The organism is Mesorhizobium sp. WSM4836, assembly GCF_055811815.1.
Genome location: NZ_JBVVQF010000007.1, coordinates 57,933 through 80,261 on the forward strand (window position 1 = coordinate 57,933; position 22,329 = coordinate 80,261).

The 22,329-nt window shown below is 62.7% G+C and carries 23 protein-coding genes; 9 read left to right on the plus strand and 14 right to left on the minus strand.

The features are described from left to right. Window positions 1-16: 16 nt before the first annotated feature. Window positions 17-364 carry a DUF1127 domain-containing protein gene (locus AC0L2P_RS10975; RefSeq protein ID WP_473501235.1) on the minus strand — a complete coding sequence of 116 codons (348 nt, stop codon included), beginning with the start codon at window positions 362-364 and terminating at the stop codon, window positions 17-19. Here AC0L2P_RS10975 and AC0L2P_RS10980 point away from each other — a divergent pair. The 3 genes from AC0L2P_RS10980 (at window position 363) to AC0L2P_RS10990 (ending at window position 4,481) form a co-directional block, all read left to right on the plus strand. Then, complete coding sequence (locus AC0L2P_RS10980; protein ID WP_473501236.1) at window positions 363-1,775, plus strand: aminotransferase-like domain-containing protein; 1,413 nt, start codon at window positions 363-365, stop codon at window positions 1,773-1,775. The two genes, AC0L2P_RS10975 and AC0L2P_RS10980, sit on opposite strands and share 2 nt — an antisense overlap. Window positions 1,776-1,924: 149 nt before the next feature. Next, window positions 1,925-4,162, plus strand: a complete 2,238-nt coding sequence (purL, locus tag AC0L2P_RS10985; RefSeq protein ID WP_473501375.1) for a phosphoribosylformylglycinamidine synthase subunit PurL — start codon at window positions 1,925-1,927, stop codon at window positions 4,160-4,162. A gap of 85 nt (window positions 4,163-4,247) precedes the next feature. Then, complete coding sequence (locus AC0L2P_RS10990; RefSeq protein WP_126093611.1) at window positions 4,248-4,481, plus strand: BolA/IbaG family iron-sulfur metabolism protein; 234 nt, start codon at window positions 4,248-4,250, stop codon at window positions 4,479-4,481. Window positions 4,482-4,493: 12 nt separating this feature from the next. Here AC0L2P_RS10990 and AC0L2P_RS10995 read toward each other — a convergent pair whose 3' ends face one another. Continuing rightward, a complete protein-coding gene (locus tag AC0L2P_RS10995; RefSeq protein WP_473501237.1) occupies window positions 4,494-5,300 on the minus strand; it encodes a phosphodiester glycosidase family protein in 807 nt (268 codons plus the stop codon). A gap of 163 nt (window positions 5,301-5,463) precedes the next feature. Here AC0L2P_RS10995 and grxD point away from each other — a divergent pair, with 163 nt between their 5' ends. Continuing rightward, window positions 5,464-5,799 carry a Grx4 family monothiol glutaredoxin gene (gene grxD / locus AC0L2P_RS11000; protein ID WP_473501238.1) on the plus strand — a complete coding sequence of 112 codons (336 nt, stop codon included), beginning with the start codon at window positions 5,464-5,466 and terminating at the stop codon, window positions 5,797-5,799. Window positions 5,800-6,000: 201 nt separating this feature from the next. Next, the gene (locus AC0L2P_RS11005; protein WP_473501376.1) at window positions 6,001-7,200 is read left to right on the plus strand and encodes a multidrug effflux MFS transporter; all 1,200 of its coding nucleotides are present in this window, start codon (window positions 6,001-6,003) and stop codon (window positions 7,198-7,200) included. Window positions 7,201-7,219: 19 nt separating this feature from the next. On the opposite strand, the gene AC0L2P_RS11010 is transcribed toward AC0L2P_RS11005, so the two are convergent. The 8 genes from AC0L2P_RS11010 to AC0L2P_RS11045 all read right to left on the minus strand — a co-directional run bounded on the left by AC0L2P_RS11010 (window position 7,220) and on the right by AC0L2P_RS11045 (window position 12,839). Beyond that, the gene (locus AC0L2P_RS11010; RefSeq protein ID WP_473501239.1) at window positions 7,220-7,627 is read right to left on the minus strand and encodes a hypothetical protein; all 408 of its coding nucleotides are present in this window, start codon (window positions 7,625-7,627) and stop codon (window positions 7,220-7,222) included. 49 nt (window positions 7,628-7,676) lie between these two features. Continuing rightward, a complete protein-coding gene (locus tag AC0L2P_RS11015) occupies window positions 7,677-8,504 on the minus strand; it encodes an inositol monophosphatase family protein (RefSeq protein ID WP_473501240.1) in 828 nt (275 codons plus the stop codon). Then, entirely contained in the window at window positions 8,494-9,381 is an 888-nt protein-coding gene (ttcA, locus tag AC0L2P_RS11020) for a tRNA 2-thiocytidine(32) synthetase TtcA (protein WP_473501377.1), read from the minus strand. Before ttcA ends, AC0L2P_RS11015 begins: the two co-directional genes overlap by 11 nt. A 147-nt stretch (window positions 9,382-9,528) precedes the next feature. Continuing rightward, the gene (gene rpsD, locus AC0L2P_RS11025; protein ID WP_023717376.1) at window positions 9,529-10,146 is read right to left on the minus strand and encodes a 30S ribosomal protein S4; all 618 of its coding nucleotides are present in this window, start codon (window positions 10,144-10,146) and stop codon (window positions 9,529-9,531) included. A gap of 254 nt (window positions 10,147-10,400) precedes the next feature. Then, entirely contained in the window at window positions 10,401-10,829 is a 429-nt protein-coding gene (locus tag AC0L2P_RS11030; protein WP_473501241.1) for a hypothetical protein, read from the minus strand. Between the two features lie 10 nt (window positions 10,830-10,839). Then, window positions 10,840-11,028, minus strand: a complete 189-nt coding sequence (locus AC0L2P_RS11035) for a DUF3008 family protein (RefSeq protein ID WP_023674705.1) — start codon at window positions 11,026-11,028, stop codon at window positions 10,840-10,842. Window positions 11,029-11,104: 76 nt separating this feature from the next. Then, window positions 11,105-11,905: a glutamate racemase gene (gene murI / locus AC0L2P_RS11040; RefSeq protein WP_473501242.1), complete on the minus strand. Its 801-nt coding sequence runs from the start codon at window positions 11,903-11,905 to the stop codon at window positions 11,105-11,107. Further along, window positions 11,898-12,839, minus strand: a complete 942-nt coding sequence (locus AC0L2P_RS11045) for an RNA methyltransferase (protein WP_473501243.1) — start codon at window positions 12,837-12,839, stop codon at window positions 11,898-11,900. The genes murI and AC0L2P_RS11045 overlap by 8 nt, the downstream gene beginning before the upstream one ends. 206 nt (window positions 12,840-13,045) lie before the next feature. On the opposite strand from AC0L2P_RS11045, the gene AC0L2P_RS11050 reads away from it, so the two are divergent. Both AC0L2P_RS11050 and AC0L2P_RS11055 read left to right on the plus strand, forming a co-directional pair. Then, window positions 13,046-14,257 carry an NADP-dependent isocitrate dehydrogenase gene (locus AC0L2P_RS11050; protein WP_473501244.1) on the plus strand — a complete coding sequence of 404 codons (1,212 nt, stop codon included), beginning with the start codon at window positions 13,046-13,048 and terminating at the stop codon, window positions 14,255-14,257. 11 nt (window positions 14,258-14,268) lie between these two features. After that, window positions 14,269-14,895, plus strand: coding sequence for a glutathione S-transferase family protein (locus AC0L2P_RS11055; RefSeq protein WP_473501245.1), 627 nt, complete (start codon window positions 14,269-14,271; stop codon window positions 14,893-14,895). Window positions 14,896-15,126: 231 nt separating this feature from the next. Here the strand turns inward: AC0L2P_RS11055 and AC0L2P_RS11060 are convergent, their stop codons facing one another. From AC0L2P_RS11060 to recA, 3 genes are all read right to left on the minus strand, one after another. Further along, complete coding sequence (locus AC0L2P_RS11060; protein ID WP_473501246.1) at window positions 15,127-15,921, minus strand: PhzF family phenazine biosynthesis protein; 795 nt, start codon at window positions 15,919-15,921, stop codon at window positions 15,127-15,129. 64 nt (window positions 15,922-15,985) lie between these two features. Then, on the minus strand, window positions 15,986-18,652 hold the full coding sequence (gene alaS, locus AC0L2P_RS11065; RefSeq protein WP_473501378.1) for an alanine--tRNA ligase: 2,667 nt from the start codon (window positions 18,650-18,652) through the stop codon (window positions 15,986-15,988). Between the two features lie 260 nt (window positions 18,653-18,912). Next, window positions 18,913-20,010, minus strand: coding sequence for a recombinase RecA (recA, locus tag AC0L2P_RS11070; protein WP_023674696.1), 1,098 nt, complete (start codon window positions 20,008-20,010; stop codon window positions 18,913-18,915). 278 nt (window positions 20,011-20,288) lie between these two features. Here recA and AC0L2P_RS11075 point away from each other — a divergent pair, with 278 nt between their 5' ends. Further along, the gene (locus tag AC0L2P_RS11075) at window positions 20,289-21,224 is read left to right on the plus strand and encodes a carbohydrate kinase family protein (protein ID WP_473501247.1); all 936 of its coding nucleotides are present in this window, start codon (window positions 20,289-20,291) and stop codon (window positions 21,222-21,224) included. 120 nt (window positions 21,225-21,344) lie between these two features. On the opposite strand, the gene AC0L2P_RS11080 is transcribed toward AC0L2P_RS11075, so the two are convergent. Beyond that, complete coding sequence (locus AC0L2P_RS11080; RefSeq protein WP_473501248.1) at window positions 21,345-21,668, minus strand: TfoX/Sxy family protein; 324 nt, start codon at window positions 21,666-21,668, stop codon at window positions 21,345-21,347. A 91-nt stretch (window positions 21,669-21,759) separates the two neighbouring features. Here AC0L2P_RS11080 and AC0L2P_RS11085 point away from each other — a divergent pair, with 91 nt between their 5' ends. Next, window positions 21,760-22,257, plus strand: a complete 498-nt coding sequence (locus tag AC0L2P_RS11085; protein ID WP_473501249.1) for a GFA family protein — start codon at window positions 21,760-21,762, stop codon at window positions 22,255-22,257. Window positions 22,258-22,329: the final 72 nt, after the last annotated feature.

Here is a 22,329-nt window from a genome sequence, read left to right on the forward strand (position 1 = left end):
CGCCCCGTCGAACTCCTCAGTCCCAGAACGGCCTCAGACCCTCACGATGGGCATCGCAGCGCGAGATGCCGATATCCTTGAGCTGGTCGTCGGTCATTTCGAGCAGGACCAGCCGGCTGCGCCGACGATCCATTAGCCTGCCGATCCACCTCGCGAAGGATCTGAGCGTACGCACTAGCCGACCGACATAGGTTGGCCGGCCTAACGGAGGTGCCACCTGCATCTGCAATTCAGCCCTAACGGAGCGGATTGTCTCTATTGTAGCCATTTTCTTTCTGCCAAGACTTCGGATTGTACCCTTATAGCCGCCAAGCTGATATGTATTGACTCCTAGATCGGGTGCAATGTAGAAAATTGTCACCATGACAACTTGGCTTCCAGACCTTACCGCCGGCACCGGCCCGCTTTATCAGCGGCTTGCCGATTCCATCGAGACGGACATCGATCGCGGCCTGATAGGTGCAGGAGCAAAGCTGCCGCCGCAGCGCGATCTGGCATACGACATCGGCACGACCGTCGGCACCGTTGGCAGGGCGTATCAATTGCTGCGCGAGCGGGGATTGGTGAGCGGCGAGGTCGGCCGCGGAACCTATGTTCTCGCTCAACAGTCGGAGAGCGCAAAGCCGGAGTTCCGGGGGCCGGTCGAACAAGGCACGCGCTATATGGATGCGCCCGGCGACAAGCTGCGCTTCGATAGCACCGCCGCACCGGATGTCGGCCAGGGCGCCATCGTCGCCGACGTGTTGACGCGGACGGCGCAAGATCATCCGCATGAGATTTCGAGCTACACGCGTGATTTCCCGGACCGCTGGTTCGAAGCCGGCAGACGCTGGCTGTCGCGCAATTCCTTTCGCCCGGCCCCAGATGCAATCGTTCCCACGCTCGGCACCCACGCCGCGGTGATGGCAACCATTGCGGGGCTCACCGCGCCCGGCGACTATGTCGTCTTCGAGCACCTCACCTATTCGCAGATTTCCCGCAGCGCCGGCCTGATCGGTCGCCGGACCGCATTGGTGGCGGCTGACGACGCGGGCATCGATCCTCAGGATTTCGAGCGCGTTTGCGCACAAAAGCATCCGAAGATGATGTTTTTGATGCCGACGGCCAAGAATCCGACACTGACGACGCTGTCGGCATCGCGCCGGGAGGCGATCGCGCGTGTCGCCCGTCAATATAACGTCGTCCTGATCGAGGACGATCTCTATGGCGGCCTGACCGACGACCCGACGCCTCTATTGGCCGAATATGCTCCCGAACGGACCATCGTTGCCGGCGGGCTGTCGAAATCGGTCGCGGCGGGTGTTCGCGGCGGTTGGCTCGCCTGCCCGCCGGCCTATCGTCACCGCATCCGGGTTGCCCACAAGATGATGACGGGCGGCTTGCCCTTTCTGCTGGCGGAGGTGGGAAGCCGGCTGGTGCTGTCCGGTCAGGCCGCCGAGATGCGCAAGCGCAGCATTGCCGAGATCGGTGCGCGCATCGCGATCGTGCGCGAGACACTCGACGGCTTCGACTTCAAGGCGCTGGATAATGTGCCGTTCGTCTGGCTCACTTTGCCCGACCCGTGGCTTTCCGGCACTTTCAAACAGGCCTGCCTTGAACATGGCGTGCTCATCGACGACGAGGACGAGTTCAAGGCAGGGCGTTCCGAACAGGCCTTTCACGGCGTGCGGTTTGGCATCTCGCAGCCGCCACAGCGGGACGATATCGCGCACGGCGTGGCGGTGATCCGGCGGCTTCTGGACGAGGGCCGCGCCGGCTACGACAGCTTTTCGTGAACCGGCTTGAAACCGGCGGGTCGAGTGGCGATCTTTCGCTACTTGCGGCCAGCTGTTGCTTTCCGTCGTTTTAGTCATCCGACGGGGTGTATCGGCTGCAAAGCTTGCGATAAGACGGGACTCGATCCCAAGGACACAAATTGCCGATCATGACCATTTCCAATTCCGTGCCGATCACTCCGGAACTCATTGCCGCGCACGGGCTGAAGCCCGACGAGTACCAACGCATCCTCGACCTGGTCGGGCGCGAGCCGAGCTTTACGGAACTCGGTATTTTTTCCGCGATGTGGAACGAGCATTGTTCCTACAAATCCTCGAAGAAATGGCTACGCACGCTGCCGACCACCGGGCCGCAAGTCATCCAGGGCCCGGGCGAGAATGCCGGCGTGGTCGACATCGGCGATGGCGACTGTGTCGTCTTCAAGATGGAGAGCCATAACCACCCCTCCTATATCGAGCCTTATCAGGGGGCTGCGACCGGCGTCGGCGGCATCCTGCGCGATGTCTTCACCATGGGCGCGCGGCCGATCGCGGCGATGAACGCGCTGCGTTTCGGTGCGCCCGACCATCCCAAAACCAGGCACCTCGTCGCCGGCGTCGTTTCCGGCGTCGGTGGCTATGGCAATTCCTTCGGCGTGCCGACGGTCGGCGGCGAGGTCAATTTCGACGCCCGCTACAACGGCAACATCCTGGTCAATGCGTTTGCCGCTGGCCTCGCGAAAACGGACGCAATCTTTCTGTCGGAGGCCAAGGGCGTCGGCCTGCCTGTCGTTTATCTCGGCGCCAAGACCGGGCGCGATGGTGTCGGCGGCGCCACCATGGCCTCGGCTGAGTTCGACGACAAGATCGACGAGAAGCGCCCCACCGTTCAGGTTGGCGATCCCTTCACCGAAAAATGCCTGCTCGAAGCCTGCCTCGAACTGATGGCGTCCGGCGCCGTTATCGCCATCCAGGACATGGGTGCCGCCGGCCTCACCTGCTCAGCGGTCGAAATGGGCGCCAAAGGCGACCTCGGCATCGAGCTCGATCTCGATAAGGTGCCGGTGCGTGAAGAGCGCATGAGCGCTTATGAGATGATGCTTTCGGAGAGCCAGGAGCGCATGCTGATGGTGCTGCGCCCCGAAAAGGAAAAACAGGCCGAGGCGATCTTCCACAAATGGGGCCTCGACTTTGCCATCGTCGGCAAGACCACCGACGATCTGCGCTTCCGCGTGCTGCACCAGGGCGACGAGGTTGCCAACCTGCCGATCAAGGATCTCGGCGATCAGGCGCCGGAATATGACCGTCCTTGGGTCGAGCCGAAGAAGCCGGCGCCATTGCCTGGCGATACACCGCAAGCCGACGTGGCCGAGGCACTGCTCAAGTTGCTGGGCGGACCGGACCTTTCCTCGCGCCGCTGGGTGTGGGAGCAGTACGACACGCTGATCCAGGGTAATTCCCTGCAGCTTCCCGGCGGCGACGCTGGCGTGGTGCGCGTCGACGGTCACCCGACCAAGGCGCTCGCCTTTTCCTCCGACGTGACGCCGCGCTATTGCGAGGCCGACCCTTACGAGGGCGGCAAGCAGGCGGTTGCGGAGTGCTGGCGCAATCTGACAGCCACTGGCGCTCTGCCGCTCGCTGCTACCGACAACCTCAATTTCGGCAATCCGGAACGGCCGGAGATCATGGGCCAGCTGGTTGGTGCTGTGAAAGGCATCGGCGATGCTTGCAGGGCGCTCGGCTTCCCGATCGTCTCCGGCAACGTCTCGCTCTACAATGAGACCAACGGACAGGGCATCCTGCCGACACCGACCATCGGCGGCGTCGGGCTGATTGCCGATTGGTCGAAAATGGTGCGGATCGGCTTTGCCGCCGAAGGTCAGATGATCGTGCTGGTCGGCGCGCCGACGATGTGGGGCACGCATCTTGGCCAATCAGTCTATATGCGCGACATCCATGGCCGCGCCGACGGCCCGCCGCCGCCGGTCGATCTCGACCACGAGAAGCGGGTCGGCGACCATGTGCGGGCGTTGATCGCCTCCGGTGTCGTTACCGCGGCGCATGACGTTTCCGATGGCGGCATCGCGGTGGCGCTGGCTGAGATGGCGATGGCCTCCGGCATCGGCGCGATCATCCCCGGCCTGATCGGCACCGATCCGATCCCGGTCTGGTTCGGTGAGGACCAGGGCCGCTATCTGCTGACGCTGTCGATCGACCCGCAGAGCGAGGAATGGGACGCCATTTGCGAACAGCAAAGCAAGCTCGGCATCTTTGCACCGTGGATCGGGTCGACCCGCAGCAGCGAACTGAAGCTTGGCGACGCGCGTGCGATACCGGTCAGCGAATTGACCGCCGCCCACGAATCCTGGTTCCCTCGCTTCATGGCAAATGAGGTCGTGGACCCGTGATGTGATCGAGCGGAGCCCTTTCCCTGGGTTCATCCGCCTTTTCGACCATATCTATGAGATCACGACCTGAACAAGGAATCCTCGCATGGCAATGGACGCTCACGACATCGAACGGCTGATCAAGCAAGGCATTCCGGATGCCAAGGTGACGATTCGCGACCTGGCCGGCGACGGCGACCATTATGCGGCCGAGGTGGTGGCCGAGAGCTTTCGCGGCAAAAGCCGCGTCCAGCAGCACCAGATGGTCTATGACGCGCTGAAGGGCAACATGGGCGGCGTACTGCACGCGCTTGCCCTGCAGACCAGCGTGCCGGACTAATCTCCCTTCCAGTTACCGCCTCGCAAGCGTCTTGCCGGTCACGGCAATGATCGGCCCGGCCGGATAGTTTCCACCAACAATCGTCCGTTCGCCGTTCGACAGCGCCGAAACGACGCCGTCGAAGAAAAGCGCGTTGGGGCAGTCGAGCCCATCGCGAAACAGCCGTGCGAAGCTGCCGAGGCTGACTTCAGAGCGCGAGATCGCTAGCACGACGGTGTTTTCGTCACGCACGCCGACGCCGTTGCGGACATAGCGCGATGTGCCGTTCTGCTCGAAGCGAGAATGAAGCCGGCCGTCGATCACCAGCATTGGGCCGGATTGCGTGGCGAACATCACGTCCGGCCTGGTCGCGGCATAGGCGTTTGTCTCCATGACAGCCGCCTTGCCGTCCTTGCGGACCAGGAACACGCCATTCGGTTTCAGGTAGAAATTGCCTTCGCTATCGGCGACGTTGATCGGCGCCTTCTCCCGGCCGTCTTCGACGAGAAGGCCGACCGGGGTCAGGTCATGGTGATACATGCCGGCGTTCATGGCGAGCAGCACCGGCCGGCCCTGATCCGCCATCGCCTTGTCGAATTTGTCCAGCAAACCGAAAGCCTTGCCGTCGACGCCTGTGTGGAACACACCGACGTCATACCGGCGCAGATCGATTTCGCAGACGATATAGGCGACCGCCTCGAAGCTCGCATCGCGGCACGGCGCCGGTAATTCACCGCCGACGACGAGAGGTGGCTCTCTCGGCGACTTGGTCCACCGGATCAAGACCAATGCGGCGACCAGAAAGGCGAGGAGGAACCCGGCGAGATATCGTCTTTTCATCGCGCCTCGGGGAAAGATGGTGGCCAACGGCTTGGCCCAAGATCAGACGTTCCTTTGCGCCATTTGCATGGCAAGGCGGCAAACATCTTGTTTCGCGCAACCCATGGGCTTATTTGAAGGGTAATGTTCGAGCCTGACTCCCACAGGCATGAAAGGGTATTCCATGAGCGGCATCAACGACTACATCGACAATGAAGTGAAGGGCAACGACGTGGTTCTCTTCATGAAGGGCACGCCCGGCTTCCCGCAATGCGGATTTTCCGGCCAGGTCGTGCAGATCCTCGACTATATCGGCGCCGACTATACGGGTGTCGATGTGCTGACGTCGGCCGAGTTACGGCAAGGTATCAAGGACTATTCCAATTGGCCGACCATCCCGCAGCTCTACGTCAAGGGCGAGTTCGTCGGCGGCTGCGACATCATCCGCGAGATGTTCCAGGCGGGCGAATTGCAGACCTTCCTCGTCGAAAAGGGCGTCAGCGTCAAAGGCGCCGCCTGACTTCTGTTTCTGCGTGTGACCTTCCGACTGCGTTTTTGGCGGGCCATGCGCTAAGCGCCGGGGCACCTTGGTAAAAAGTTCTGCCCGCGATCGGGGCGATGAACGAATGGATGCGTCGGCACGCCGGCGCATTTTCGTTTGAGGATCGGACTGGCCGTGGATCAGCAAGCACAAGCGCAGCAAAAGGCAAGCACCTTGCCCATTCCGCGCTGGGAATTCATTGCGCTGTGCGCGGCGCTGATGGCGCTCAATTCGCTGGCCATTGATATCATGCTGCCGGCGCTGCAGCAGATCGGCGCCTCCCTTGGCGTCGAAAATGAAAACCACCGGCAATATGTGGTCACCGCCTATATCCTTGGCTTTGGCGGCGGACAGCTGTTCTTCGGGCCGATCTCGGACCGCTTCGGGCGCCGCGCACCTCTTGTCGCAGGGCTGGTGATCTACGTCGTGGCGGCCGGCGCTGCGGCAATCGCCCCGTCATTCGCCACGCTTCTGCTATGCCGGGCCGTGCAAGGCATCGGCGCGGCGGCGACGCGCGTCATTGCCGTCTCGATCGTGCGCGATACGTTCGACGGAAGGCGCATGGCTGAAGTCATGTCCTTGATCTTCATGGTGTTCATGGCCATTCCGGTGGTGGCGCCTAGTATCGGCCAGTTCATCATGCTGTTTGCGACCTGGCATGTGATCTTCGTCACCATGGCAGCCGGAGCGCTGATCGTGTCCGCCTGGTCGCTGCTGCGCCTGCCCGAGACGCTGCACCCAGAATATCGCCGGCCGCTGACGGTGTCCTCCATCATCGGCGGCTTCCGCATCGTTCTCACCAATCGCATCGCGCTCTGCTACGCCTTCGCCAGCACCTTCATCTTCGGCGCCATGTTCGGCTTCATCGCCTCGGCCCAGCAGATCTTTGTCAGCGTGTTCAATGTCGGCGAGATGTTCCCGGTCATCTTCGCGGGGGTTGCCGGCGTGCTTGCTTTTTCGAACTACCTCAATTCGCGCCTCGTGGGCCGGATCGGCATGCGCCGTCTGTCGCAAAGCGCGCTGCTGCTGTTTCTGGCCATCAGTCTTGTCTGGCTGGTCGTTTCCATCGAAATGAAGATGCCGCTCTGGCTCTTCATTGCCTTCTTTGCCTGCGCCATGGTCCCGTTCGGCGCGCTGGGCGCGAACTTCAACGCGCTCGCCATGGAGCCGCTGGGGCACCTGGCCGGCACTGCGTCGTCGATCCTCGGGTTCATGCAGACATTTCTTGGCGGCATCCTCGGCACGCTGATCGGCCAAGCCTTCAACGGCACGGTGACGCCGCTGGCCGCCGGGTTCTGCAGCGTGTCGGTGGCGGCGCTGCTGATGATCCTCCTGGCCGAGCGCGGCAGACTATTCCAGCCGCATAACCCGCCGGTTTAATGCACATTGCCGGGCGCGCCTAGGATGCACCCTCACTGACCGCGGTGAAGCGAGGGAACAGCGTACGTCCTGCGATTGCTCCACCCATGCTGTCCGAAACGGGCAATGGAAGAGCCTTGTCGAGCGCCTCGAGGACGGAAGCCACGAAGGCCCGGTTGAGCGAGCCATCGTCCCCTAGATGGGAGTAAGTGGCGCGCGGCTTGCCAATAAGCGTGCCGTTTCGGCGAATTGAGAACTGCAGCGTCAGGGTCATGCCCGCGGTTCCGGGCGGCGGCTTCCAACAGGCGATGATCGCGGAGAACATCTCGTCTATGGTGTCGACGGGGTCGGGACTGCGACATGCGCGTTCCCCAGATCTTGCTTCATTGACACCGGCAGCCAAGGCAAGGGCAAAGGCCGTTGCAACAATTGCGGACCGAGGTTTCATTCGAGGTCTCCGGTTTCGCACAAGATTGGACAACTTTGGCAGCGAAGAGTTATTCCGCCCAGAGCTCGCGGCGCAGCTCTCGCCAGCTTTCCCGGTCCGGCGCGACCAGTAGGCCACCTCCGACATGCGATGGCAGATAGGCGCTGCCGTCGAAGCGCGCGGCATGGCCGCCGGCCTCCGCATGGATCAGCACGCCGGCCAGATGGTCCCAGGGCATCAGCTTGTTGTAGACGACGAAATGGCCGTGGCCGCTGGCCAGCAGGCGGTATTCGTGGGCGGCGCAGCGATAGTTGAACTGCGATAGCGACTTGGTCTGGTTGCGCGCCAAACGTGAGCGGTCCGGCTCGGGCACATAGTGCCATGAGACCGCGCCGGTCATTTCCGACATCGGCGCCGGTTTGGCGACGTGGACCTTTTCCAGATTGCCATGGGCATGGCGGATATGGCTGCCGGCGCCGCGAACACCGATCAGCCAATCCTTGCCAACGGGATCGTGAATGATGCCGGCGACCGTCTCGCCCTTGACCACGACGCCAAGCATGACGCCGAACAGCGGCACGCCGGAGGCGAAGTTAAAGGTGCCGTCGACCGGGTCGACGACGAAGGCGAGTTCGGCATCGCCGAGACCGTCGAGCAGCGTCGGGTCGTCGGAGCAGGCTTCCTCACCGACGATCATTGCGTGAGGATAACGCTGGCGCAGCCTAGCGGTGATGAGCCGTTCGGCATTCACGTCGGCCTCGGTCACAAGATCGGCGGCCGAGGTCTTCCGGCGGACGTCGCCCTCGCTCAATCGGCGAAAGCGCGGCATGATCTCGGCGACGGCGGCGTCCGACAGAAGGTCGGCAAGCCAGTCGATCGCGCTGTCGTCAAACGTCATGGGGACCGTCTTGCTTTGCATTAAGAGCGTCGTTGAGGGCGGCGAAATCGAACAGCGTCCTGTCGAGCAGATGCGAGCGCCGCACATTGCTCATGGCGCGGATCATCGTATCCTTGCGGCCGGGCATGCGCTTCTCGATGTCGTCGAGCATCGCCTTCATGGCGTTGCGCTGCAGGCCTTCCTGGCTACCGCACAGATCGCACGGAATTATCGGGAATTTCATGGCGCCGGCGAATTTCTCGAGATCGGCTTCCGCGCAATAGGCGAGCGGCCGCAGCACCATGACATCGCCTTCGTCGTTGAGCAGCTTCGGCGGCATGGCGGCGAGGCGCCCGCCATGGAACAGGTTCATGAAGAAGGTTTCCAGTATGTCCTCGCGGTGGTGGCCGAGCACCAGCGCCGAGCAGCCCTCCTCGCGGGCAATTCGATAGAGATGGCCGCGCCGCAGCCGCGAGCATAGCGAGCAATAGGTGCTGCCCTCGGCCAGCTTGTCGGTGACCACCGAATAGGTGTCCTGATATTCGATGCGATGCGGAATGGCATGTCCATCGAGATAATCGGGCAATATGTGCTTGGGAAAGTTCGGCTGGCCCTGGTCGAGATTGCAGGCCAACAGCTCGACCGGCAGCAGCCCGCGCCATTTGAGATCGAGCAGTACGGCAAGTAGGCCGTAGGAATCCTTGCCGCCCGACAGAGCGACCAGCCAACGGTCGCCGGGTCTCACCATGGAGAAATCGTCGATCGCCTGGCGGGCAAGCCGCAACAGCCGTTTGCGCAGCTTGTTGAACTCGACGGAGGATGGCACATCGGCAAACAGCGGATGAAAGCCGCCTTCGGCTTCGGCGACCGGTTCGAGCGTTTCGGCGTCTGGCTGCATATTCACTGCGCGTCGGCCCTAAGGTCCTGTTGCCGCCCGCAGTAGCGCATCGGACCGAAAATCGAAATTGATTTCGGAAAAAAGAACGAAAAAAGAAAAGGCCGCCTCGACGAGCGGCCTTTTCTTGTATCGCAACGAACGCGCCGATCAGCGCGAATAGAATTCGACGACGAGGTTCGGTTCCATCTGCACGGCAAACGGAACGTCCGCCAGGCCGGGGATGCGTGTGAAGGCCGCGGTCATCTTGTTGTGGTCGGCCTCGATGTAATCGGGCACGTCGCGCTCGGCCAGGCCCACCGATTCCAGCACGATGACCAGCTGCTTCGACTTCTCACGCACTTCGATGACGTCGCCCGGCTTGCAGCGGTACGAGCCGATGTTGACGCGCTTGCCGTTGACGTTGACGTGGCCATGATTGACGAACTGGCGCGCCGCAAAGATCGTCGGCACGAACTTGGCGCGATAGACGACCGCGTCGAGCCGCGATTCGAGCAGGCCGATCAGGTTCTCCGAGGTATCGCCCTTGCGGCGGTCCGCCTCTTCGTAGACCTTGCGGAACTGCTTCTCCGAAACGTCGCCATAGTGGCCCTTCAGCTTCTGCTTGGCGCGCAGCTGCAGGCCGAAATCGGAAAGCTTGCCCTTGCGGCGCTGGCCATGCTGGCCGGGACCGTATTCACGCTTGTTGACCGGGGACTTCGGGCGGCCCCAGATGTTTTCGCCGAGACGGCGGTCGATCTTGTACTTCGCGGATTCGCGCTTGCTCATCGCATTCCCTTTCAAAACAACACACCCGGAACCTCATGGTCCGGGTGAAGGAAACGCGCCCTCCTCTGGCCTCCGTTTTCGAGACCTGACAGGGTTTTCCACGCAACGCGACGGAAAACCCACGGGACACGTCATTTCAGACAAGACATAAGGAAAGTAAAACCGGCTTCCCAAACGTCTTGCGCACATAAAGAAAACCACCGGGCATTGCGGCCCGGTGTTGGTGGGCTGGTTAAACGGAGATTTAACCGCTGTCAAGCTTCTGGCTGGCGCGGCTCGCCGAACCGGGTAGTGTCAGGGTTGTAGAGCCTGCCGGATGTGGCGGGAGGTTGCGCCGGCGGCATCAGGAAGGGACTGAAGTCAAAGGAGCTGGAATTCGCATGAAGAAGTTCTTCCTTACGTTGATAGGAGCCGCGGTGATGGCCGGCACGATGGCGGTCGCGCCGGAGCCGGCGTAGGCCCGGCATTGGCACGGCCACAGACAGGTCTGCCGCGTGGTGGTGAAGCGCAAGGTTGTGTGGCGGCATGGCTATCGCCACGTCATTCGCTACAAGGGCAGCGCTGCCACTGGATTTACTGAGCCGGCTTCGGCCTTCCAAGTGGAATAAAGGACCCATCAGAGCCCGCGGTAAGCCCATCGCGGGCTTTTTGAAACCGGCATTGGCCGCCAGAAAAGCTTCCATGTGACCGGAATCAGTGTTTCGACTTCTTTTCCGGCAGGCCCTTGCGCTTGGTCTCGGCGAATTCCTCGAGCTGTTTTTCGCTCATGGACTTATACATTCCCTTCGAGGCGCCTTTGAGCGCGCCCTTCTTGGTCTCGCCGCGCTTGGCTGACAATGCCGCGCCGGCCGCTTTCTGCTGGGCTTTTGAGGTGGCTGGCATGATGGTTTCTCCCGTTTCCGATGAAAGGAAAACGCATTGTCTGGTGTGATGTTCCCAAAGCGACGATTGCTTGCGGTCAAGATATCGCCAAGCCAAATCCCTGCATCAGCCGGCGCGTCGGAAAATCGGCGCTGTTCGAGGTGAAGAACGCAAGGTCGACGCCTTCCGGCAGTACTTCTCGGCGATAAGCGGCCTCGGTATCGGCAAGCAGCGACAGCGCCCGGCGTGCGATCGCCTCGGCCGGGTCCAACCAGTCGACCGGCCAAGGTGCTGTCTTGCGCATGCGATTGGCCAAAAAAGGATAATGCGTGCACGCAAGCACGACGATGTCGGTGCGTAGCCCGTCATGCTCGACGAAGCACGGCGCGATCTCGGCGCGCACGGCGTCCTCGTCGACAAAACCATCGCGCATATAGGCCTCGGCCAATCCCGCCAGCCTGTCGCTGCCGACCAGGCGGACGTGGCATTTCTGCGCCCATTTGCTGATCAGATCACGCGTGTACTGGCGCTTGACGGTGCCGGGCGTCGCCAGCACCGAAACCAGGCCTGAGCGCGTGCGTTCCGCCGCCGGCTTGATGGCCGGCACCGTCCCAACGAAAGGGTGGCCGGGAAACCTCTCGCGCAATGCATCGATGACCAGTGTCGAGGCGGTGTTGCAGGCGATGACCGAAATGGCCGGTGAAAATCGGTCGAGCAGCTTACCGAACAGCTCCAGTATATGTGCCCTCAGCGCCGGCTCCTCCCACGCGCCGAAGGGAAAGGCCGCGTCGTCGGCGACATAGATGAAGCGGCGGTCCGGCATCAGGACGCGCGCCTCACGCAGCACGGTGAGGCCGCCAATGCCGGAATCGAACATCAGGATCGGCCGCTCAGTCATTGTCGGTGCCCTTTCCGCCGAGCGCCGCCGCGTCCTCATCGCCGCCGGCGGCTTCATGTAGCTTGTTGCGATCCGCTTCCGTCTTGCGGGCGCGTGCCGCGGCTGCCGCGGGCAATCGTCTTGGGTCGTCGCCGGGGGAGCCGTCGCCGCGCGGCATGGCCGGCGAGAACCTGTCCAGCGATGATATTATGCCGCGCAGCACCTTGAGCTCCGGTTCTGCAAAGCCGGGGCGGGTCAGCACGGCGCGCAAATTGTCGACCATCTTCGGCTTCTTCGCTGCCGGGCGGAAATAGCCGCGCGCCTCCAGTGCACCTTCCAGATACGCAAACAGGCCGTGCAATTCTTCCTTGGCAGCCGGCGCCATTTCCGGGCCGGAGAAGTTGGTCCTGGTCTCGTCTTCCAGGCCGGACTTCACCCATTCATAGGTCATCAGCAGGGCCGCCTGGGCGATGTTGAGCGAGGAGAAGGCTGGGTCGACGGGGAAGGTGACGATCTCGTCGGCGAGGCCGACCTCGTCATTATAGAGGCCGAAGCGCTCGCGGCCGAACAGGATGCCGGTGCGCTGGCCGGCCCGCTGCCGCGCCCGCAGCGCCCTGCCCGCCTCGACCGGACCGCGCACCGGCTTGAAATTGTCGCGCGCGCGCGCCGTGGTGGCGAAGACGAAGTTCAAATCGGCAACCGCCGAAGCCAGGTCGTCGAACACCTTGACGGCATCGATGACATGGTCGGCGCGGCTTGCGGCGGCACGCGCCTTCTCGCTCGGCCAGCCGTCGCGCGGATTGACGAGCCGCAGCTCGGCAAGGCCGAAATTGGCCATGCCGCGCGCAACCATGCCGATATTCTCGCCGAGCTGCGGCTCGACCAGGATGATCGCCGGTCCGGACGCTGGAGTTCCGGAGGCAAGAGGGGTATTGGGATCCTGGGTAGCGGACATGGGTTGTCAGTGAACTGCTGTTTGCGGCATTTCGCAGTCCCTGCCACATTTGGCTACGAAAATGAAGCTTTCGCAAGGAATGCCGGCACTACGGCGCGGTTCGCCGTTTGCGCGGCCAAAAAGCCTTTGATATACGGGCCGCATTCCAGGGTCGGCAGCCGTGCGGGCAAGGCCCTTCCGTTCCCCAAAAGCGAGGCATTCTTTCCATGGCGAAGATCAAGGTGGCGAACCCGGTCGTCGAACTCGACGGCGACGAGATGACCCGCATCATCTGGCAGTTCATCAAGGACAAGCTGATCCACCCTTATCTCGACCTCAAGCTCGAATATTACGACCTCGGTATCGAGCATCGCGACGCCACCAACGACCAGGTGACCATCGATTCGGCCAATGCCATCAAGAAATACGGCGTCGGGGTGAAATGCGCGACGATCACACCCGACGAGCAGCGCGTCGAGGAATTCAAGCTGAAGAAGATGTGGAAGTCGCCGAACGGCACCATCCGCAACATCCTCGGCGGCACCATCTTTCGCGAGCCGATCATCATGAAGAACGTGCCGCGGCTGGTGCCCGGCTGGACCAAACCGATCATCGTCGGCCGCCACGCTTTCGGCGACCAGTACCGCGCCACCGACTTCCGCTTCCCCGGCAAAGGCAAGCTGACGATCAAATTCGTCGGCGAGGACGGCCAGGCGATCGAGCACGATGTGTTCGACGCACCCGGCGCCGGCGTCGCCATGGCCATGTACAATCTCGACGAATCGATCCGCGAATTCGCCCGCGCCTCGCTGAACTACGGCTTGCTGCGCAATTACCCGGTCTACCTCTCGACCAAGAACACCATCCTTAAGGCCTATGACGGCCGCTTCAAGGACATCTTCCAGGAGGTCTACGAGGCGGAGTTCGAAGCGGAATTCAAAGCGAAGAAGCTCTGGTACGAGCACCGGCTGATCGACGACATGGTGGCCTCCAGCCTGAAATGGTCGGGTGGCTATGTCTGGGCCTGCAAGAATTATGACGGCGACGTGCAGTCCGACACGGTGGCGCAAGGCTTCGGCTCACTCGGCCTGATGACCTCGGTGCTGATGACGCCGGACGGCAAGACCGTCGAGGCGGAGGCCGCGCACGGCACCGTTACCCGCCACTATCGCCAGCACCAGAAGGGCGAGGAGACCTCGACCAATTCGATCGCTTCGATCTTCGCCTGGACGCGCGGCCTCGCGCATCGCGCCAAGCTCGACGACAATGCCGAACTGAAGCGCTTTGCCGAGACCCTGGAAAAGGTCTGTATCCAGACGGTCGAGTCCGGCTTCATGACCAAGGACCTGTCGCTGCTGATCGGCCCCGACCAGCCATGGCTTTCGACCACCGGCTTCCTCGACAAGATCGACGAGAATTTGCAGAAAGCGATGGCCTGAGCCCAACCGACATGGGCAAGCCCGTCGTTTACGGCGCGGATTACAGCGTCTATGTGCGCATCGTCCGGCTGGTGCTCGAGGAAAAGGGCGTCGGCTACGAGCTCGTTCCCGTCGACATCTTTGCGGCGGACGGCATTCCCGGCTGGTATTTCGAGCACCAGCCCTTCGGCCGCATCCCGGCCTTCGAGCATGACGGCTTTCGCCTCTACGAGACCGGCGCGATTGCCCGTTATGTCGATGAAGCCTTTGACGGCCCGGCGCTGCAACCGGTCGAAGTCCGGCCTCGAGCACGCATGAACCAAAACGCCGGCCTGCTCGACGCCTATGCTTACAAAGCCATGGTCTGGGATGTCGCCGTCGAGCGGCTGGAAAAAACGCCGCCCGACGAAGCCGTGATCGCCAACGGGTTGAGGCAGGCGAGAACGGCATTGCAGGCGCTCTCTTCGCTGAAAGCCGAAGGGCCTTGGCTGTTGGGAACGGACCTGACGCTGGCCGACCTGCACGCGGCGCCAATCATCGGCTATTTCGTCAAGGTGGCCGAGGGGCGAAAACTGCTGGCCGAGTTTGCCGATATTCGGGATTGGTATGCGCGCATCGTCGGACGCGAGAGTTTTGCTAAGACCGAAAAGGCAGAGTGAGACCGCCGCGAGGCGCGGCAACTTCGCACGACCTGGGTTCCTCGCCCGCTTGCGGGGAGAGGTGGCTCGGCGAAGCCGAGACGGAGAGGGGAATTCGGCACCCCTCCTCGAACGTCTTGCATATGTCCGACACAGGCTTTCTTTTCGTCTGATGGCGCAGGCCCCCTCTCCGGCCACTTCGCGGCCACCTCCCCCCAACTTCGTGGGGGCGAGGAACCCGAGCCAAGCCGCTCAATCGGGGAGGTAAATCTCCGCCTTCATGAAGGTCTTCGCACGGCCTGTGATCAGCACGCGATCTCCGGCCAGCTCGCATAGCAAATGCCCGCCGCGCTGCGAGCATTGGAATGCCGACAGACGCGTCTTGCCGAGTTTTTCAGCCCAGTAGGGCACCAATGTCGCATGAATGGAGCCGGTTACCGGATCCTCGGGAATGCCCGCCCCGGGCACGAAATAACGCGAGACGAAATCGTGGGCTCGCGCAGGTGCGGTAATAACCAGGCCGAGAGGATGAAAGGCTCCGATCCTGAGCAGATCGGGAACGAAAGATCGCACGGTTGTCTCGTCGGCAAGCTCGACAAACAGGTTCTCGAAATTGCGGAAGCTCGCAACCGGCCGCTGAGGCAATATCGTTTGCAGCGCCGAGTTCAGCTCTTCCTCGATGGGCTGCGGCGGAAAACACGGCAGATCGAGCTGATAGGCCCCTTCCTGCCGGGAAACCCGCAGCTCGCCCACCCGGGTGGCGAAGGCCATTTCGCCCTGCCCATTGTATTCCGTAGCCAGCACATGGGCGGCCGCAAGAGTGGCATGGCCGCAGAAGTCGACTTCATAGACCGGCGTGAACCAGCGCAAATCCCAACCTCTGCCATTCGGCCGCACAAACGCCGTTTCAGCAAGATTGTTTTCGTTGGCAATGGCCTGCATTACCTGCTCCGACAGCCACTCCTCCAAAAGGAGAACGGCGGCAGGGTTGCCCTGGAAGGCCCGTTCGGCAAAGGCATCGACCTGATACATCGTCAGCGTCGGCATATCGGCCCTCAAAGATATCCGCTGGGCGGCGCGCCATTTAGGCCGTGCCGCCCCCGGTGCAGGTTCATGCCGCTTCGAGAGCCGCTTTCACCGCAGCGATCGCGTCTTCGGCCCTCGAGGCGTCCGGGCCGCCGGCCTGAGCCATATCGGGTCGCCCGCCGCCGCCCTGCCCGCCCAACGCCGCCGACGCGACGCGCACCAGATCGATGGCGCTGAAGCGGCCGGTCAGATCATCGGTGACGGCGACGACGACGCTCGCCTTGTTGTCCTCGCCGGCGCCGACAAAGACGACGATGCCGGAGCCGAGCGACTTCTTGCCGGCATCGGCCAACGGCTTAAGATCCTTTGGCGAGACGCCCGATACCGCCTTGCCTAGAAAACCGACACCGGCAATGGTTTCGTTTTCCGCAGGCACACCCGCTGGCGAGCGATCGCCCAGTGCCAGCTTCTTGCGCGCCTCTGTCAGTTCCTTTTCGAGCTTCTTGCGCTCGTCGAGCAGCGCCTCGACGCGGGCCGGTACATCGGCCGGCGAAATCTTCAGCGCGGCGGCGGCGGCCTTCAGCCGTTTGTCCTGTTCGTCGAGATGCTTTCTGGCGGCCTCGCCGGTCAACGCCTCGATGCGGCGCACGCCGGCAGCGACCGCACTGTCCGACACGACGCGCACCAGACCGATATCGCCGGTCGCCCTGACATGGGTACCGCCGCATAGCTCGACCGAATAGGGCCGGTTGGCCTTGGCGCCATGCAAGCCCGTGCCCATCGAAACGACGCGCACTTCATCGCCATATTTCTCGCCAAACAGCGCCATGGCGCCTTCGGCAATGGCGTCGTCGACCGACATCAGGCGCGTGGTTACTGGGCTATTCTGAACGACGATCTCGTTTGCCATGCGCTCAACCTCTTCGAGCTCGTCCGGCGAGATCGGCTTGTTGTGCGAGATGTCGAAGCGCAGACGCTCGGGCGCGACCAGCGAGCCCTTCTGCGCGACATGGGTACCCAGCACCTCGCGCAGCGCCTCATGGATCAGATGCGTGGCGGAATGGTTCGCGCGCAGCCTGGAGCGGCGCGCGTGGTCCACCTTCAGCTCGACGGTCGCGCCCGTCTTGACGGTGCCATTGGCCACCTTGCCGAGATGGACGAAAAGCCCATCGGCCTTCTTCTGGGTATCGGATATCTCGATCGAGAACCCGTCACCCGAAATGACGCCGGTATCGCCCATCTGGCCACCGGACTCGCCGTAGAACGGCGTCTGGTTGACAACGATGGCAACGGCGTCGCCCTTGCCGGCACTGTCGACGGTCTTGCCGTCCCTGACCAGCGCCTGGATGAGGCCTTCGGCCTGCTCGGTCTCATAGCCCAGGAATTCGGTGGCGCCGTTCTCCTCACGCACCGCGAACCATACCGTCTCGGTTGCGGCCTCACCGGAACCGGCCCAGCTTTTGCGCGCCTCCGCCTTTTGCCGCTCCATCGCCTCGGTGAAGCCGGCAAGGTTGACCGAGATGTTGCGCTGGCGCAGCGCGTCCTGCGTCAGATCGAGCGGAAAGCCATACGTGTCGTAGAGCTTGAACGCTGTCTCGCCATCCAGCATGTCGCCGGAGACCAGCTTTTCCGTCGCCTCCGAAAGCAAGCCTAAGCCGCGTACCAGCGTCTTGCGGAAACGAGTTTCCTCCAGCTTCAGCGTCTCGGTGATCATCTGTTCACCGCGCACCAGTTCCGGGTAGGCTTGGCCCATCTCGCGGACCAGCGCCGGCACCAGGCGCCACATCAGCGGATCGCGGGCGCCGAGCAACTGCGCGTGGCGCATGGCACGGCGCATGATGCGACGAAGCACGTAGCCGCGGCCTTCGTTTGACGGCAGCACGCCGTCGGCGACCAGGAAGCAGGACGAACGCAAATGGTCGGCGATGACGCGGAACGATGCGACGGTGTCCGCATCCGGACCTTTGCCAAGCGCCGACGATGCAGCGTCGATCAGGTGGCGGAACAGATCGGTTTCGAAGACGCTTTCAACCCCTTGCAGGATGGAGGCCATGCGCTCGAGGCCCATGCCCGTGTCGATCGACGGACGCGGCAGGTCGACGCGCTCGTCCTTCGTGACCTGTTCATACTGCATGAAGACCAGGTTCCAGAATTCGAGGAAACGATCGCCATCCTCCTCGGGGCTGCCGGGAGGGCCGCCCCAGATATGCTCGCCACGGTCGATGAATATCTCCGAACACGGCCCGCAAGGCCCGGTGTCGCCCATTGCCCAGAAATTGTCCGAAGTCGCGATGCGGATGATGCGATCGTCGGAAAAGCCGGCAATCCTCTTCCAGTAGGAGGCGGCCTCGTCGTCGGTGTGATAGACGGTGACCAGCAGCTTGTCCTTCTTCAGCCCGAATTCCCTGGTGATCAGGTTCCAGGCAAGCTCTATGGCCCGCTCCTTGAAATAGTCGCCGAAGGAGAAATTGCCGAGCATCTCGAAGAAGGTCAGGTGGCGCGCAGTGTAGCCGACATTGTCGAGGTCGTTGTGCTTGCCGCCGGCGCGAACACTCTTCTGGGCGGTCGTGGCGCGCGAATAAGGCCGCTTCTCCAGACCGGTGAAAACGTTCTTGAACTGCACCATGCCGGCATTGGTGAACATCAGCGTCGGGTCGTTGCGCGGCACCAGCGGGCTCGACGCGACGACCTCGTGACCTTCCTTGCGAAAATAGTCGAGAAATGCCGACCGGATCTCGTTGACGCCACTCATGAATACTGCCTTTTCGAGAGAACCGCCGGCTGCCGGCGGAAAATAGACATGGCCTTTTAGCGGTCGCACCGCAGCCTGTCCAGAAACACCAAATGGGCTCAAATCCCGGCTTTCACCAGCGCCTTTGAAATGCATCTGCCTCGCCGTCAAACGCCAACCGCCGGCACGGAGCCGGCGGTTCGAAACGCATCGATTACGCAAACTCAGAATCAAAACATCAAATCCAAACCTGTCTGATGCTCCGCGAGACGTCTCTTACCCTACATTACCCCAGCGTCGTCTTCGAAGCCGTCGTCGCTGCTTTCGGAGCCGCCGTTTTCAAGGAATTTCTCGGCGATCAGCCCGGCATTCTGCCGCAGCGCCAGCTCGATCTCGCGCGCCGTGTCGGGATTGTCGCGCAGGAACAGCTTTGCGTTTTCGCGGCCCTGGCCAAGACGCTGCGAATTGTAGGAGAACCAGGCGCCCGACTTTTCGACCACGCCGGCCTTGACGCCGAGATCGACCAGCTCGCCGGTCTTGGAGACGCCCTCGCCATACATGATGTCGAACTCGACCACCTTGAAAGGCGGCGCCAGCTTGTTCTTGACGACCTTGACGCGGGTCTGGTTGCCGACGACCTCGTCGCGATCCTTGACCGAGCCAATGCGGCGGATGTCGAGGCGAACCGAGGCATAAAATTTCAACGCATTGCCGCCGGTCGTCGTCTCGGGCGAACCGAACATGACGCCGATCTTCATGCGGATCTGGTTGATGAAGATGACCATGGTGTTGGAGCGCGAGATCGAGGCGGTGAGCTTGCGCAGTGCCTGGCTCATCAGACGGGCCTGCAGGCCGGGCAGCGAATCGCCCATCTCGCCTTCGATTTCCGCCCGCGGCGTCAGCGCCGCCACCGAATCGACGACCAGCACGTCGATGGCGCCGGAGCGCACCAGCGTGTCGCAGATCTCCAACGCCTGCTCGCCGGTATCGGGCTGCGAGATCAGCAGGTTTTCGAGATCGACGCCGAGCTTGCGGGCATAGACCGGGTCGAGCGCGTGCTCGGCATCGACGAAGGCGCAGATGCCGCCCTTCTTCTGGGCTTCGGCCACCGTGTGCAGCGCCAGCGTCGTCTTGCCCGAGCTTTCCGGCCCGTAGATCTCGACGATGCGGCCGCGCGGCAGGCCGCCGACGCCAAGCGCAATATCCAGGCCAAGCGAGCCGGTCGGCACCGTTTCGATCTCGACGACCTGCTCGTTCGCGCCGAGCCGCATGATCGAGCCCTTGCCGAAGGCACGCTCGATTTGCGACAGCGCCGCATCCAGAGCCTTTGATTTGTCCACCGCTTTGTCCTCTACAAGCCGCAAAGAATTCTGAGCCATGATACATCACCCCGTGGTCGTCAATGGAGGCCGGACAATCCCGCGATCCTTAAAAGAATGTACCTCATTTGTTCTCATTTGTCAATGAGCGCCAAAGGTTTGAAAAACAATGGATATCCGTTTTTGTTCTATTTTTGTTTCGCAATTTTGCTTCCGGATGTGTCTCACCTCGCATGCGGCGCCGTCGCCGTCACCATCCGAATCGGGACCCGCGATTGCAGGGTTCCGCCCGGCGACCTAGTCTCCTCCCGGGCAACAGCTAAGGGCATTTTGCCGGCATGATGAAATCCCCGACCATCCTGGCCGTGGGCGGCGCCTATATCGAGCGGCGCGGCCGGGTTGCCGGCGCCTTCGTGCCGGCCGCTTCCAACCCCGGCACGATGCGCGAGCATGTCGGCGGTGCCGTCTTCAACGCCTTGCGCTGTGCAGTGCGGCGCGGCGCCTCGGCCTCGCTGCTTTCGGTGCGCGGCGGCGATGCCTTAGGCGACACGGTTCTACGCGCCGTCGCCGAGGCCGGCATTGCCGATTTGTCGGCGGTGTTCCTCGACCGGACAACGCCAAGCCATACGATGCTGTTCGATAGGGACGGCGAGCTGATCGCCGGCCTTGCCGACATGGTGCTCTACGAACTGGCGCTCCCCAAGCAGATCCGCCGCGCCAAGGTGCGGGAAGCGATCGGTTCGGCCGACGCGGTGCTGTGCGATGCAAACCTGCCGTCGACCGCGGTTGAGCGGCTGGCGGCACTCGCCGCCGGCACGCCGGTCTTTGCGCTCGCCGTCTCGCCCAGCAAAGCGGCGCGGCTGACGCCGGTGCTCGACCGTCTGGCGATGGCCTTCATGAACCGGCACGAGGCCGGCGTGCTCGCCGGCCCTGACATCGATGCTGACGATCAAGGCGTTGTCGACGGCCTGAGACGCGCCGGCCTGAAGGGCGGCGTGGTCACCGCCGGCGACGGACCGGTGCTCGGTTTCGACGAATTGGGCGCGTTCTCGATCTCGCCACCGCCGCTGCCACAAAAACGGACCGATGCTGCCGGCGCCGGCGACGCATTGGCCGGCGCCACGATCGCCGCCCTGCTGCGTGGCCTGACGCTGCGCGAAGCGCTGGGTGAAGGCGTCGCCGCCGCGGCGCTCGCCATCGAGAGCACCGCCTTCACCAGCGCTGGCTTTGCCGAGGCGCTGGCGCTCGTGCCCGACGCGCGCGACCTGGCGTGAGGTCGACTTGGCTCTGCTCTGTCGAGTTCCCACCCACCCCCCTCTGTCCTGCCGGACAGAGGGGGTGCTGCCCCTCCGGCGTTTCCGAAGAGTTATCCGCGCCGCCAGAGCGTCGCCGCATCACTTCCCGGCGCGCCGTCCCGCCTCATAGGCTCGGCGCGACCAGATCGCCATCTCGTCGGGATCGTCGAAAGCGCTGTCGGGAACGCTCCAATACGGCATCGATACCAGCTTGCCGTGCCGTGAGCCGGTGTAGGTCCACTGCGTGCAGCCGGCCGCTTCGAATTCCGGCGCGCTTTCCGCGTCGGCCTTCAGCATCAATTCGCCGCGAAGGACGATCGCCACGATGACGCCGTCGAAATAGATGCCCTTGCCGCCGAACATCCCGCGGATGCTCACCCGGCCTAGGCCTTCGAAAAGTTCTTCTATGCGCTCGTTGCCCATGCCGCGATCATGTCACCCGGATTTCCCCTTGTCATCGACGCAACCGGCACCATCCTGACAAGTTCAGAATCAAATTTCGTCGGAGTTTCTCATGCCGCTTCTGCTCAAAGGGTCCTGCCGGTGCAATGCCGTGCGTTTCGAGGTGGAAAGCCACACGCCTGTGCCGTTCATGCTGTGCTACTGCTCGATCTGCCGCAAGCAGCAGGGCGGCGGCGGTTTTGCCATCAATCTCGGCGCCGATTACGAGACGCTGAAAATCGAGGGCAAGCGCAATCTCGGCGTCTACCGCGCCGAGATCGAGGACGACGAGCACCCGCAACGCGAGACCTCGACGGGCGAGCGGAACTTCTGCACGAAATGCGGGACGGCACTCTGGCTCTACGACCCGACCTGGCCGGAGCTGGTGCATCCGTTTGCCTCGGCGATCGACACCGACCTGCCGAAGCCGCCGGAGAAGGTGCATCTGATGCTGAAATACAAGGCGAACTGGGTCGAGCCCGACATTGGCAAGGGCGACAAGGTCTTCGACGTCTATCCGGAAGAGTCGATCGCCGACTGGCACAAACGAACCGGGATGTGGGTGGATTAGCGTTCTTCGCCCCGTTTACGGGGAGAAGATGCCGGCAGGCAGATGAAGGGCGGCGCAAACATCGCGGAGGCT

Bases quoted from the DNA above. Each gene is read 5' to 3' on its own strand.
- AC0L2P_RS11015 (WP_473501240.1), bottom strand. From the start codon at position 8,504: ATGACGTTTGACGACAGCGCGATCGACTGGCTTGCCGACCTTCTGTCG.
- AC0L2P_RS10995 (WP_473501237.1), bottom strand. From the start codon at position 5,300: ATGAAAAGACGATATCTCGCCGGGTTCCTCCTCGCCTTTCTGGTCGCC.
- AC0L2P_RS11050 (WP_473501244.1), top strand. From the start codon at position 13,046: ATGGCGAAGATCAAGGTGGCGAACCCGGTCGTCGAACTCGACGGCGAC.
- AC0L2P_RS10975 (WP_473501235.1), bottom strand. From the start codon at position 364: ATGGTGACAATTTTCTACATTGCACCCGATCTAGGAGTCAATACATAT.
- AC0L2P_RS11075 (WP_473501247.1), top strand. From the start codon at position 20,289: ATGATGAAATCCCCGACCATCCTGGCCGTGGGCGGCGCCTATATCGAG.
- AC0L2P_RS11055 (WP_473501245.1), top strand. From the start codon at position 14,269: ATGGGCAAGCCCGTCGTTTACGGCGCGGATTACAGCGTCTATGTGCGC.
- grxD (WP_473501238.1), top strand. From the start codon at position 5,464: ATGAGCGGCATCAACGACTACATCGACAATGAAGTGAAGGGCAACGAC.
- AC0L2P_RS11085 (WP_473501249.1), top strand. From the start codon at position 21,760: ATGCCGCTTCTGCTCAAAGGGTCCTGCCGGTGCAATGCCGTGCGTTTC.
- AC0L2P_RS11035 (WP_023674705.1), bottom strand. From the start codon at position 11,028: ATGCCAGCCACCTCAAAAGCCCAGCAGAAAGCGGCCGGCGCGGCATTG.
- AC0L2P_RS11010 (WP_473501239.1), bottom strand. From the start codon at position 7,627: ATGAAACCTCGGTCCGCAATTGTTGCAACGGCCTTTGCCCTTGCCTTG.
- alaS (WP_473501378.1), bottom strand. From the start codon at position 18,652: ATGAGTGGCGTCAACGAGATCCGGTCGGCATTTCTCGACTATTTTCGC.
- AC0L2P_RS10980 (WP_473501236.1), top strand. From the start codon at position 363: ATGACAACTTGGCTTCCAGACCTTACCGCCGGCACCGGCCCGCTTTAT.
- purL (WP_473501375.1), top strand. From the start codon at position 1,925: ATGACCATTTCCAATTCCGTGCCGATCACTCCGGAACTCATTGCCGCG.
- murI (WP_473501242.1), bottom strand. From the start codon at position 11,905: ATGACTGAGCGGCCGATCCTGATGTTCGATTCCGGCATTGGCGGCCTC.
- AC0L2P_RS11080 (WP_473501248.1), bottom strand. From the start codon at position 21,668: ATGGGCAACGAGCGCATAGAAGAACTTTTCGAAGGCCTAGGCCGGGTG.
- rpsD (WP_023717376.1), bottom strand. From the start codon at position 10,146: ATGAGCAAGCGCGAATCCGCGAAGTACAAGATCGACCGCCGTCTCGGC.
- recA (WP_023674696.1), bottom strand. From the start codon at position 20,010: ATGGCTCAGAATTCTTTGCGGCTTGTAGAGGACAAAGCGGTGGACAAA.
- ttcA (WP_473501377.1), bottom strand. From the start codon at position 9,381: ATGCAGCCAGACGCCGAAACGCTCGAACCGGTCGCCGAAGCCGAAGGC.
- AC0L2P_RS10990 (WP_126093611.1), top strand. From the start codon at position 4,248: ATGGCAATGGACGCTCACGACATCGAACGGCTGATCAAGCAAGGCATT.
- AC0L2P_RS11030 (WP_473501241.1), bottom strand. From the start codon at position 10,829: ATGGAAGCTTTTCTGGCGGCCAATGCCGGTTTCAAAAAGCCCGCGATG.
- AC0L2P_RS11060 (WP_473501246.1), bottom strand. From the start codon at position 15,921: ATGCCGACGCTGACGATGTATCAGGTCGATGCCTTTGCCGAACGGGCC.
- AC0L2P_RS11045 (WP_473501243.1), bottom strand. From the start codon at position 12,839: ATGTCCGCTACCCAGGATCCCAATACCCCTCTTGCCTCCGGAACTCCA.